This is a genomic window from Alphaproteobacteria bacterium (assembly GCA_035625915.1).
Taxonomy (GTDB): Bacteria; Pseudomonadota; Alphaproteobacteria; order JACZXZ01; family JACZXZ01; genus DATDHA01.
Map to the genome: position 1 here is coordinate 23,353 of DASPOR010000147.1, position 12,669 is coordinate 36,021.

The 12,669-nt window shown below is 60.1% G+C and carries 7 protein-coding genes; 3 read left to right on the forward strand and 4 right to left on the reverse strand.

Translation table 11 applies throughout. The features are described 5' to 3' along the window. The first annotated feature begins 203 nt into the window (after positions 1-203). A complete protein-coding gene (locus VEJ16_11780) occupies positions 204-1,505 on the forward strand; it encodes an MFS transporter (protein ID HYB10342.1) in 1,302 nt (433 codons plus the stop codon). A 112-nt stretch (positions 1,506-1,617) separates the two neighbouring features. Next, positions 1,618-4,320 carry a pitrilysin family protein gene (locus VEJ16_11785; protein ID HYB10343.1) on the forward strand — a complete coding sequence of 901 codons (2,703 nt, stop codon included), beginning with the start codon at positions 1,618-1,620 and terminating at the stop codon, positions 4,318-4,320. A gap of 43 nt (positions 4,321-4,363) precedes the next feature. On the opposite strand, the gene VEJ16_11790 is transcribed toward VEJ16_11785, so the two are convergent. The 3 genes from VEJ16_11790 to VEJ16_11800 form a co-directional block, all read right to left on the reverse strand. Then, a complete protein-coding gene (locus VEJ16_11790) occupies positions 4,364-5,662 on the reverse strand; it encodes an amino acid deaminase (protein HYB10344.1) in 1,299 nt (432 codons plus the stop codon). Between the two features lies 1 nt (position 5,663). Further along, positions 5,664-7,430 (reverse strand): gamma-glutamyltransferase, encoded by a 1,767-nt coding sequence (gene ggt, locus VEJ16_11795; protein HYB10345.1) that lies wholly within the window; start codon positions 7,428-7,430, stop codon positions 5,664-5,666. Positions 7,431-7,530: 100 nt separating this feature from the next. Next, positions 7,531-8,976 (reverse strand): efflux transporter outer membrane subunit, encoded by a 1,446-nt coding sequence (locus tag VEJ16_11800; GenBank protein HYB10346.1) that lies wholly within the window; start codon positions 8,974-8,976, stop codon positions 7,531-7,533. A gap of 306 nt (positions 8,977-9,282) precedes the next feature. Between VEJ16_11800 and VEJ16_11805 the strand changes: the two genes are divergently transcribed. Then, positions 9,283-9,966, forward strand: coding sequence for a TetR/AcrR family transcriptional regulator (locus tag VEJ16_11805; GenBank protein HYB10347.1), 684 nt, complete (start codon positions 9,283-9,285; stop codon positions 9,964-9,966). Positions 9,967-10,159: 193 nt separating this feature from the next. On the opposite strand, the gene VEJ16_11810 is transcribed toward VEJ16_11805, so the two are convergent. Beyond that, positions 10,160-10,900 carry a hypothetical protein gene (locus VEJ16_11810; GenBank protein HYB10348.1) on the reverse strand — a complete coding sequence of 247 codons (741 nt, stop codon included), beginning with the start codon at positions 10,898-10,900 and terminating at the stop codon, positions 10,160-10,162. Positions 10,901-12,669 lie beyond the last annotated feature (1,769 nt).

A 12,669-nucleotide genomic window follows, 5' to 3' on the forward strand; every position in this document is an offset into this window, starting at 1 on the left:
TGGCGGGCGCAATCTCTAGCCTCGGCAATTGGGCGATGTCAAACACCGCCAGTCACGATCTGTTGCGAAGGTCCGACGGATGCATCTAGAATCGCCCCCCAAATAAGGCGCTTTCGGTGCTGCCGCGCGAATTGTCGGCTGGGTATTTTCGTCGAAAGATGGCGTGGCAAGGAGGTTCTCGGCAAAAAAGGGAGGACGCCATCATGGACTCGGTCGAAACGCAGGTCATGAGCAAGGTCACAAAGCGTCTTTTGCCGTTCCTGATCGTCTGCTACTTCATTGCTTACCTCGACCGCGTCAATGTCAGCTTTGCGGCTTTGACGATGAACAAGGATCTTGCGTTCACGGCGACGATCTTCGGCTGGGGTTCGGGGATATTCTTCATCGGCTATTTCATCTTCGAGGTGCCGAGCAACATCGCACTTGAGCGATTCGGCGCGCGTCTTTGGATATTCCGCATCATGCTGAGCTGGGGCATCTTATCGGCCGGCATGGCCCTCATCTGGGACAGCACGAGCTTTTATGTCATGCGTTTCCTTCTTGGCGTGGCGGAAGCCGGCTTCTTTCCGGGCATCATTCTGTTTCTGACCTATTGGTTTCCCGCTGCCTATCGTGCGCGCATCGTCGGATATTTCATGGCGGCCATTCCAGTCTCCTCGATCATCGGGGCACCGTTGTCCAGCTTCATCCTCGGACTCGATGGCGTCCTCGGCCTCAAGGGATGGCAATGGCTCTTTATCCTCGAGGCCATTCCGGCAGTGCTGATGTCGTTCGCTGTGCTGGCGTATTTGACCGATGGGCCTACGAAGGCACACTGGCTTTCCGCCGAAGAGCGCGAGTGGCTTTCGGCACGTCTCAATGATGAACGGCAGAGCCGCGAGTCGATCGTGAAGTTTACGCTCTCCCAGGCGCTCGCTCACCCACGCGTGCTCTTTCTCAGCCTTGTCTATTTCGGCATCGTCGCGACAAACTACGGCTTGAGCTTCTGGCTTCCGCAAATCATCAAGGGATTTGGCGGCTTGACCAACCTCCAAACAGGATTCATTACCGCGGTCCCTTACGTGGCAGGCGCCATTGCCATGGTGTTTTGGGGGCTGCGCTCCGATCGAGAGCAGGAACGAAAATGGCACGTCGCGATACCGATTGCGGTTTCGGCGACCGGCCTCGCCCTCTCGGCGATGACCGACGATCCCGTTCTCAAGATGTCGGCGCTCACGCTCGCCGGCCTTGGCATTTTCGGCGTCCTGCCCTGTTTCTGGACGTTACCGACCGCCCTTCTCACGGGAACGGCCGCAGCAGGCGGTATCGCCCTCATCAATTCGGTGGGCAATATCGCGGGCTTCGTGGGGCCGTTCGCCATGGGCAAAATTAAGGACATGACCGGGGCCTTCACATTCGGCCTTCTTTTCATCGCAGCGCTTGCGGTCATCTCATTCGTCATCGTCCTAGCGCTCGGCCACAATCCGGCACTGGAGGGCCACGCGGCCGATAGTGCCGCCGATTGAGCCGGCCGGCTCGAAGGCCCGGCTCGGCCGATCGTCGTGAAGGGCGACCTTGATTCCGCCACAAATTCACGGCCTATATTCGGCCGTTTTGACCCTGCTTCCCGGAGATGCCATGAAACGCTCCCGCTACCTGAACGTGCCGCGACGACGGCACTGGACCGGAATCCTGTTCGTCGCCAGCTTAACGCTTTGCGGAATGGGGAGCATTTGCGACGGTGCTGCCGCCGACGAACACGGCATCGTGCGCGCAACGCTCGACAATGGCCTCCAAGTCGTCATCGTGCGCAACAGCTTGGCGCCGGTCGTCGCCACTGCCGTCAATTACATCGTGGGTGCCGACGAGACTCCACCTGGATTCCCGGGCATGGCGCACGCGCAGGAGCACATGATGTTTCGCGGCAATCCCGGCCTCACGGCCGATCAGCTCGCCAGCATTGGCAGCGTCATGGGCGGCAGCTTCAACGCGGATACGCGACAAACCGTAACCCAATATTTCTTTACGGTCCCCTCGGAAGATCTCGATGTGGCGCTTCACATCGAGTCGATCAGGATGCGCGACGTGCTCGATTCGGAAGAGGCCTGGGTCAAGGAACGCGGCGCCATCGAGCAGGAGGTTGCGCAAGACCTATCGAGCCCGCGTTATGTCCTATTCACCAAGTTGCGCGCGGCATTGTTCCGCGGCACGCCTTACGAACACGATGCGCTTGGGACCCGGCCATCCTTCCAGAAGACGACGGGCGCGATGTTGAAGTCCTTCTACGACAAATGGTACGCGCCGAACAACGCCGTACTTGTCGTGGTCGGCGATCTCGATCCGGACGCGACACTCGCGAAGGTCAAAGAGCTCTTCGGGGGGATCAAGAGCAAGAAGCTGCCCAAGCGTCCGGACGTGCGGCTACAGTCGGTCAAGACTCAATCGCTCACCCTCAAGACGGACTTGCCTTACAGCCTTCACGTGATCGCCTTCCGCATGCCCGGTCTCGATAGTCCGGACTACGCGGCCGCCGAGGTGCTTGCCGACGTGCTCAATAATCAGCGGGGCGACCTCTACGGGCTGGTGCCACAAGGCAAGGCATTAAACGCCGAATTCGCCTTCGATCCGGAGCAAAAGGCGGGCATGGGCTATTCGGTGGTGGCCTTCCCCGCCGATGGCGACGGCAAGGCCGCCGAAAAGAATGTGCGTGCGATTCTCGGCCGTATTGCACGCGAAGGTGTCCCGGCCGATCTCGTCGAAGCCGCGAAAATTGAGGAGCGTCGAGGCGCTGAGTTCGAAAAGAACTCGATTGAAGGTTTGGCCACGGTTTGGTCGGAGGCCGTCGCGGTCGACGGACTCCAGTCGCCCAACGACGACCTTGCGCGCATCGAAAAGGTCACCGTCGAGGACGTGAACAGGGTTGCGAGGAAATATATCGACCTCGACCACGCGATCACCGCACTCCTGACCCCGCAAGGGTCTGGGAAGCCCATTTCCTCGAAGGGCTTCGGCGGCCAGGAAAACATTTCACTTGGCGAGGCGAAGCCGACACCCCTTCCCGACTGGGCCGAGTCGGTTCTCCGTCATCTCGCCGTACCCACATCGACGGTCAACCCGACGGTCAGCACGCTGGCGAACGGAATAACACTCATCGTCCAGCCCGAGGATGTGAGCGACACGGTGAGCGTATTCGGCCGCGTACGTAACCGCCCCGAGCTTCAGGTACCCAAGGGACAGGAGGGCTTGTCGCAAGTGCTGGACGACCTCTTCCCCTATGGGACGGAGCATCTCGATCGAATCCCATTCCGGCAAGCCCTCGATACGCTAGGTGCCGATGAGGAAGCGGGCACCGATTTCTCGATCCAAGTCCTGGCCGAAAATTTCGACCGCGGTGTCGAGCTGCTCGCCGACAACGAGCTTCATCCGGCCCTTCCGAGCGAAGCCTTCGACATCGTCAAACAACAGATCGCAAGCACGATTGCCGGGCGGCTCAGGAGCCCAAGTTACCTCACCCAACGCGCCATCCGCGCAGCACTCTTTCCGAAGGACGATCCGGCCCTGCGCGAACCACTCCCCGAGACGGTTAGCAAGCTGACAATCGACGACGTGCGCGACTATTTCAAGACGGCTTTTCGACCCGACCTCACCACGATTGTCGTGATCGGGAAAGTGACACCCGAAGCCGCCAAGGCCACGATCGAAAGGCACTTTGGCGCTTGGAGTGCTGCCGGGCCCAAGCCGGATACAACGCTGCCGCCGGTACCGCCAAGTCAGTCGTCGGTTACCGCGGTACCCGATGCGAGTCGCGTGCAGGATCGCGTGACGCTATCGGAAACCGTGGGGCTGACCCGCGCCGATCCAGACTATTACGCACTTCAGCTCGGAAACAACGTGCTGGGCGGCAGCTTCTATTCAACCCGGCTCAGCAATGACCTGCGCAAGAACGCGGGCCTTGTTTACTCGGTCGATTCCTTCTTTGAAGTGGGCAAGACTCGCGGCGCTTATTTCGTCCAATACGCGTGCGATCCGGAAAATGTCTCGAAAGTGCACGACGTGGTCATTCGCGAGCTTCGTGCGATGCAAGACGAACCGGTCACGGCGGACGAACTGCAGCGTGCGAAGGCCTTGCTATTGCGGCGGATCCCATTAAGCGAATCGAGCGTCGACGACATCGGTCGAAGCCTGATCGAGCGCGTTGCACTCGACCTTCCGCTCGACGAGCCGACGCGCGCGGCGCACCAATACCTCGAACTCGACGCGCCAAAAATACAGGCCGCGTTCGCAAAGTGGCTGCGACCCGACGATTTGGCGGTCGTGAGCCAAGGCCCGGCGCCGAACTGATCAACGACAGCGCGGGCTCAATTCGATCTCACCAGGTCGAGATTTAGAAGAATGTTCGGATGGCCGACGTGACTTGGTAGCGATCGTCCACCAACCAAAGAAGCTGCCACTTATCGAACGTGGTGCAAGGATGGGAGATGCCGCAACCGATCATGTCCCCCACCTTCAAGTCGGAGTCGGGTGAGATCTCCATATAGGCGTGCTGATCGTTCAAGCCGATGATGCGCCAACTCGGCTCCGCGGGCGCCGGCGCCTCATGCCGGCCCGGTCGATACCAAGACAGCGGGCGAGGTAGATCGAGATCGAAAGAAACGTCGCGCCGTCCCATCGTCAGAATCGCCCTCCCCGGTTCGGGTCGCGACTGCACGAGCGTCCATACTTCGAGCGCTGGCTGTAGTGCGGAACCCTTCGGGAGTTTAGCGGCACCGCGCGAGCCCATCACCTTCATCATCCGATCGTAGAATCCACTGTCATGCGTGATGTAGCATCCGCTGCGCAGGATTGTCCGGACCGGTCGAGACGACACCATTTGCAGCTCCCGCGCCACGATGTCGAAGACTGCGGAACCACCGGCACTCAGAATGACGTGGTCGCCGTCGAATATCCCTTCTCGGTCGCAGGTCGCGGCGACGGCCTTCACCATGTCGGTAAGGCGGCGAACTCGCGCTTGGTCCGCGTCGGAATCTCCGGTTGCGGCAAGTCCCTCGAAGCACTCGATGCCGACGAGGCGCACGCGGCCGGATGCCTGCGCAGCGCGCGCGAGGTCAAGCGCTTCATTCTCGCTTCGGCAGCCTGTTCTGCCGCCAGCATATCCGATTTCGAGGAGCACAGTGAATCGTCGGCGCAGATTGTGCTTGTCGGAAAGTACGGAAAGGATGTCGAGTTGCGCTTGCGAATCGAGCAGGAAAAGGAGTTCGAGGTCGGGGTGGTCGTTGAGTAATGCGATCACCGATGCGATGTCCCGCGCACCGACCAGTTGGTTCGCCAGGATGATCCTTCGAATGCCAAAGCGCATGGCGACATCGAGCTGATTGACCGTGGCAACGGTAATACCCCATGCGCCTCCATCGAGTTGCATTGCGAAGATCTGCGGCGCCATCGTCGTCTTCCCGTGAGGTGCGAGCAGCACGTCATTTTGCGCTGCGAAGTCTCGCATCCAATTTCGGTTATGCCCGAGTGCGGCCCCTTTGATCACCGCGACCGGGAACGGCAAATCGTGTCGCAGCAAGCTCCATTTGCGCCTTCCGACGTCCTTTAGTGCCAGGGCCGCAGCGCCCACCGGAAAGCCCTTGAACCGGCTGTCGATGATCTCGTTCTCAATCGCCGTCAAATCGACTGTCATGTCAGTATCCCACCGCTGCACCCGCCGGCCGGCGGGCGTCGTTTGCACCATAGAGGAACCCCCGCAGCACACCGCCCGAAAGTGCCGCGTCATTGCCCGACGTGGCAACGCTGTTCGAGCCAGGGGCTTCCCGACCGACCTCGATCAGTTCGGCCGCACCCCACGGGATCTGCTCGGTCATCTTGTATCCCATGCCGGTCAGGATCTTAATTGTATCCGGCGACAGGCCAAAGGGCTCGTAGAAGACTTCGTCGGGAAGCCATTGGTGATGGATACGCGGCGCATCGACCGCCTCCTGGGGCGCCATGCGATAGTCGATGACGTTCATGGCGGTTTCGAGCGTAATGGTGATGATGCGCGACCCGCCGGGGCTGCCGAGCACGAGAAACACCTTGCCGTCTTTCGTCACGAGCGTGGGCGACATCGACGAAAGGGGTCGCTTTCCGGGGGCGATGGCGTTTGCCTGGCCTTGGACGAGGCCATAGAGATTGGGAACACCCGGCTTTATGGTGAAATCGTCCATCTCGTCGTTGAGAAAGAACCCGGTGCCGGGTGCGATCACGTTTGCGCCAAAGCCCCCATTGATCGTGAAGGTAACGGAAACTGCGTTTCCGTCCTTGTCGACAATCGAGTAATGCGTCGTCTCGGATTTTTCGTCGGTCAATGCGCCCGGCTGAACATCCTTGGACGCAGTCGCTTTGTCGGGATCGATCTGGCTGCGGATCGCCGCCGCATGCGCCTTCGACAACAATCGCTCGAGCGGATTTGTTACGAATGCGGGGTCGCCCAGATATGTGTTGCGGTCGAGATAGGCATGCCGCATCGCCTCCACCATCAGATGCACCGATTGCGCCGAGCGGAAGCCCAGCGACGCCATGTCGTACCCTTCGAGCACATTGAGGATTTCACAAATCGTGGTGCCGCCCGAACTCGGCGGCGGCGCCGAGATGAATACGTAGCCGCGATAGCTGCAACGGATGGGTGCGCCCTCGGTCACCGTATAACTCGCAAAATCCGCCGCGGTTAGGATACCGCCATTGGCCTGGCTCGCCCGTTCCACCGCCTTTGCGATCGGTCCACGGTAGAAGGCGTCGGGGCCATGCCGTGCGATCGCGTCGAGCGTTCTCGCTAGGTCACGTTGGATCAGGCGCTCGCCCGGCTTGAGCCGCGTGCCGTCGCGATGCAGAAAGATCTTGGCGGCTACGGGGTCCTTGCCGAAGCGGTCGGCCTTACTGTCGAGGATATCCGTATCCGCCCGCTCGAGGACGAAGCCCTGGCGCGCCAAACGAATCGCGGGCGCCATGTCTCTTGCGCGCGACAGTCTGCCGTATTCGACGAGCGCACGGTCGAGCCCCATCACAGTGCCCGGCACGCCCGCAGCCAGATATCCGTAAAGGCTGAGATCGGGAATGGCATTGCCCTGCGAATCGAGATACATGCCCTCGCCCGCGGCCGCCGGTGCCGTTTCGCGAAAATTGATGAAGGTGTCCCGGCCGTCCGCGAGATGAATGATCATGAACCCGCCGCCGCCGATATTTCCGCAGCACGGGTTGACGACCGCGAGTGCATATCCGACGGCGACGGCGGCGTCGACTGCGTTTCCGCCCCGCTTGAGTATCTCTACTCCGACCTCCGATGCGTAGTGTTGAGAGGTGACCACCATGCCGTGCTCGCCCTCGACTGCCGGCAGCGACGCGGCATGACCCTTCGACGCGAGTATCGCCGCCGCAATCGCTATGGCCCCAATTCGGTAGGGGTGCCTAGTCATCGTTTCTCCTCCGCCGCTGCGCATGGGCGCACCCTTGTTTTCATAATGACCCCGCTTTGCCGGGCGTGACAAAAATGCGGAGGCTACCCCACAACTTCGATCATTCCGTCTTTGCCGTGATCGTAGCACCACCCAGCGCGAGGTAAAGCTGCGCTGTATCCTGAAACTGCTGTGCCTCAGCACGAACATAGCCAAGCCGCGCCTGCTCACGAAGACGCTGCGCATCAAGCACTTGGATGATGCCGACGTTTCCGGCGGTATAGCTGAGTCGCGTCAACGCGAGCGACGCGTCCGCCGCCTCGAGCGCGTGCTTTTGTGCGGCCAATTCCTCCGCGTCGTGGGTGAGGGCTTGAAGGACGTCAGCCACTTGCCCGAACGACGTCAGCACCGTCTGTTCATAGTTCGCAAGCGATGCGCGGTAGGCGTCAATGGCCCCCTGACGTTCCGCCTCGAGCGTGCCGCCATGGAAGATCGGCGCCGTCAACCCTCCCGCCAAACTCCAGATGTTGCTTCCAGCATCGAAAAAATGACCGAGAGTGAGGGCCTGCTGGCCGACCGACCCGTTCAGCGTGATCTGGGGGTAAAGATTCGCTGTCGCAACCCCGATCGTGGCACTCGCGGCATGGAGCTGCGCCTCCGCCGCCATGATATCGGGCCGGTCATGCGCAAGTTCGGAGGGCAGACTGAGCGGCAGTTCGCGCGGCAGGGTGAAATGATCGAGGTCGAACTTCGGCGCGGACCACTCCGCCGGCGGCCGTCCGACGAGAATTGCAAGCGCGTGGTGCGCCACGCTCAATTGTTGCCTGAGCGGAGGAAGCAGCGTGCGGTCGTTTTCGAGCTGGCTCCGTGCAATCAAGACGTCAACCTCGGACACCGAGCCGGCCTCGCGCGCCGTGCGCACCAGCGATAGGTTCGTCTCGTCGTCGACGAGGATTTCGTGGACCGCCGAGATCTGGGCTCCGGCGGACGCAATCAAGAAGACCTGGGTGGCCACATTGCCGGTCAATGCGAGAATCGCGGCGTCGAGTTGGTATGCTTGGTACTCCGCAAGCGCTTCCTGCCCTTCTATCTGCCGTTTCACCCCACCAAATAGATCGACGGTGTAACTCACGCTTGGCCCGGCGGTGAATAAATTGAATGGGGGTTCCGCGGGAAATCCCTGGATTCCGAATGATTGAGTGTTGATTTGCTGGCGGACCGCACTCGCCGAGAAGTCGACCTGGGGATAGAGGGGACCGTAAGCGGCAATGACCGCCTGTTGCGCTTGGGCGAGGGTGGCCTTCGTCGCAGCGAGGGTGCGGTTCTGCTCGATCGCCGTCGCGATCGTGCGATCGAGATCGGGCGAGCCGAACTGGGTCCACCAGTCGGGCGTCAATTTCTTTTCTGCCGAGAAATGCTGTTCGACCTCCGCCGCATCTGCGGGCGAAAGCTGCGGCCCTCCCTCATTCGTATACATCTCGGTTGTGGGCGCCTTCGGTCGCTCGAAATCCGGCCCGACGGTGCACGCAGACGCCCCTGCGGCAAGTGCTGCCGCAAGCGCGCCCATCCCGAGGCGCTTGCATGAGGTCCGATTCGGACATTGCACCGGGGTTCGCGCTATCTTTTTGTGTCTTACTGATCGAATTCGTCTTGTCAACCCAATGTGTCCTCAATCCGGCGTATCCGGCCGATTTCCCCCGGCATCGCGCACGCACCCGTCGCGGGCTGGCGGAATATCAAGAATTCGCCCCTCGTGCAATCCAACCGCAAGCCCTCGCCCATCTCAACCATAGACGCGACCGAACCGAAGTTGCGCCGGGACACGAAAAAAATGTAACTTGGTCGTTCAATTCTCGGTATGATTGCACCCGACATGGTTGTTATGCGAGAGCGGCCGCGAAAGCGACGACGAGTTCCAAAGGGCGAGATACGGGGCGCGCGTGGCGGGCGTCCGTCGCGCGTGGAGGCGGAGCGGCTCTCCGATCGGATTTTGGAAGTCGCGACAGAGATGTTTATCGGCCATGGTTACAGCGCTACGAGCATCGAGGCGATCGCATCGGCCGCGCGGATCGGAAAGCTGACGCTTTATCGTCGGTTTTCTGACAAAGCCGCCCTCTTTGGGGAGGTCGTCCATAGAATGATCGAGCGCTGGAAAAATACAGTCGCCGATCTTGCCGAGGCGGACGGCGAACTCAACGAGGTCCTCGAACGCACGGCGGCCCGGCTCCTCGATATCGTGCTTTCGCCGGAAGCGATCTCGCTCTATCGAATTGTGACGGCCGAGGCAGTCCGCTTTCCAGCGCTCGCCCACCTCCTCCACCGCCAGGGCGATACGCGGAATGGTAATCCGGTGGTCGCATTGCTGCGTCGGCAATCGGAGCAGGGCGTCCTCAAGGTCGAGGACCCGAACTTCGCGGCGGAGCAATTCATCCAGATGGTGATCGGCGAGCCGCGCCGGCGCCTACTCCTGGGCCTGCCGGCGCCAAGCGGGCGCGAAAGCCGAGAACGCGTCCGAAAGTCCGTCGACCTATTCCTGAATGGCTGTAGGTCCTCCTGAACGGCTGCATTGCTTGAACAAGCTACGCGCCCTGCGGTGGGCTGGCCGCCAGCGAACCTGTGAATTACAACGGGGCAACGGTTAGTTGGAATTGTGGCATCAAACAAGCAGATTCGAGAATTGAGGATCTGGTTTGATGAATTAGAAAGGCGTTGGCCGGCGGATTTTGGTCCGCCGGCCGCGGCCGCTAGGCTTACTTCGCGAAAGTGATTGATGCGTTGGCCGCAATGTTGGTCATCGAGGCCGAGTTGGTCACAAGGCCCGAGCTTCCGCTCAGATTTGCAACGCCTGCGGTATTGTAGAGAGACATGGAAACGCCGCCCGTCGACCACGTTGCGCCGCCGCCACCGCCGCCATTGCCAGCGTTGCCGCCTTCCGCAGCGTTGATGCCACCCGCCGCTTCAGAGACACCGCCGGTCGAGTTGGCGTTGCCACCATTGTTGCTTCCAGCGTTGCCGCCCTGACCACCGCCGGCATGGGCCGAACCACCCTTAGCCTTCTGATGGATGTCGCCATAATAGGCGTCGCCGGAGTTGCTGTTCGACGCGTTGCCGCCGTTCGACGAGCTATTCGCATCGCCGCCGACACCAACCGCGAACCCACCGAGAGCAGCACTACCACCAGCATGTGAATGGGCATTTGCACCCTTCGCACTGGCTCTGCCGCCATTGGCGTCACCGCCGTCACCGCCAGCATTCACGATGAAGACGGGGCTGTAGCTGTTTTCTTGTCGCAAGCACTGGTCAGCCGTTACCGTTGTCGTAATTGTATTGGTCGTGCTTTCCGACTTGTTGATGTCGCCCATGAAGCCGGCCCACACGGTGACATCGCTGTAGCTGATATTCGCACTTTCGAACGGATTGGCCGACGCCGTCGAGCCGAAGGCGACTGCCAAGGCAAACGCGGAAATTCCCGCGGAAAGAACCTTACGCATAGTGCTCTCCTTCCATTGGTATGTGGTTATGTTTGTTGCCATGCTTTTTTGCGCGAAGTGCCCGCCCGACGCGTTTCGATACTTGTCGAGCCGGGTTTGGTAAATGCAGCACAAAACGCCACATATCCAGCGAGCAAGGTGGCAACGGACATGCCAATGAGAAAGTGCATTGAACTTATTTGATATCGAACAATAATTTCCAAAACGTGGTTAACAAGGAGAGTGCTTGAAAACATAGCCGAACAAGTTTCTTAGGAAAATCTCAAAATCCGAAAGATCGCGCGGTGTGCCGTCAATGCTTCAGCGGTTTACACTTCTTGCACTTCAACGAAATGGATCCGATCCCGCGAGTCCAAACCGATCCGGTGAGACAAACCGCGACGGTTTCGCAGACTGGCAGCCGTAGGGTTTTGGTCACGAAGAAGCGCAAACGAAGGCCACGCCTCTTTCCCTTGTGGGGCGCTCTTCTTTGGCGAGCGAGTTGCAATCGGCGCATACTCGAGGTCCCCGCAATGGGTACTCCTGTTAGATGCCTTGCCGACAAGCCAAAGTGGGCTCATATTCGCAGCGCCCGAAACGGGCACTTTTGTCTCTAGGTGGTCCTGAGCCCCGCCTCGATCTCCCCTGAATCCGGGCGGGGCTTTCCTTTGCTCAGCTTGAAAAACCGATAGCAATATAAGCAATTTGTAAGGATGGGCTGCATGACCGCATCGGCCGTTGCCGCCAATCTGCGACCACGCGAAAGGCGTCCCTTGCCCCGCAACTGTCGCGGGGCTTTTACTTTGCAGGCGCAACAGTTTGGGTGCATACTTGCATCGCCCCTCAAGGGGCAACTTCCATAGATATGTGGTACTTGCCCCGCCCTTCCTCAGAAGCGGCGGGGCCTTTGTGTGCGCAGCTATCACCGAATCTCAGGCAAAATATCGATATGAACAAGAGACGATTCGTATACGCCACCGGACATCGATTCGATGCCATACTTTTTTATCTGCATTGCCGGACGCGTCGCTTGGGGCGGTTACCCATCGCGTCCTTAACGCGGGATCCACTTGCCCCGCTTCTTTGGCCTTAAGCGCCAGGGCATTTTTGGTCGGTGGCATCGATGATGGCGCACTAACGTCATCCACAACAAGCTCCGATCGATCACGCCAACGAGCATTGATCGGATGTCATTATGCCGGTTCGGCGTTACTGGGCGCGCTAGTTGCGCTCATCGCCCGCGAAGCACCTTGTCGTCTCGCCGCTCCCTGCCCCGCCCGCGCGCCAGAGCCGGCGGGGCTTTTTTGGTGGCTGCACTGGCCGGCGAACGCGAAATAGAGAGTGCGCGCGTCTAGTCGCATGGCACGAGCCGCTTCAATTCCCATTCCCCTTCGAGTCGCGCTATCACACTTTGGCGTAAGCTCGCCTTGACCCTCGCCACCTTCTTTGCCTCCTTCGCGCTGTATTGTCGCTTGACGAGACAGGCCGACAACTCAAATGCCGGCTCCGGAAACATCAACAGGCGGCGATTGTGCTAGATGATCGAGCGCTGCCCGGCAAAGACTAAAATAGGACGTCGGCGTGTGTCGTCGCAGCCTAATAGCCGCAGGCGGCGCCGTCACGCCGACGAGCCAGGGAATTGAGGGTCCGATCTGAGGATTTGGAATGGCGTTGGCCGGCGGTTTTTTTGTCCGCCGGCCGCAGCCGTTAGGCTTACTTCGCGAAAGTGATTGATGCGTTGGCCGCAATGTTGGTCATTGAAGCCGAGTTGTTCACAAGGCCCGAGCTTC

Coding starts and splice junctions, on each gene's coding strand:
- VEJ16_11800 (HYB10346.1), bottom strand. CDS start 8,976: ATGGGCGCGCTTGCGGCAGCACTTGCCGCAGGGGCGTCTGCGTGCACC.
- VEJ16_11810 (HYB10348.1), bottom strand. CDS start 10,900: ATGCGTAAGGTTCTTTCCGCGGGAATTTCCGCGTTTGCCTTGGCAGTC.
- VEJ16_11785 (HYB10343.1), top strand. CDS start 1,618: ATGAAACGCTCCCGCTACCTGAACGTGCCGCGACGACGGCACTGGACC.
- ggt (HYB10345.1), bottom strand. CDS start 7,430: ATGACTAGGCACCCCTACCGAATTGGGGCCATAGCGATTGCGGCGGCG.
- VEJ16_11790 (HYB10344.1), bottom strand. CDS start 5,662: ATGACAGTCGATTTGACGGCGATTGAGAACGAGATCATCGACAGCCGG.
- VEJ16_11780 (HYB10342.1), top strand. CDS start 204: ATGGACTCGGTCGAAACGCAGGTCATGAGCAAGGTCACAAAGCGTCTT.
- VEJ16_11805 (HYB10347.1), top strand. CDS start 9,283: ATGGTTGTTATGCGAGAGCGGCCGCGAAAGCGACGACGAGTTCCAAAG.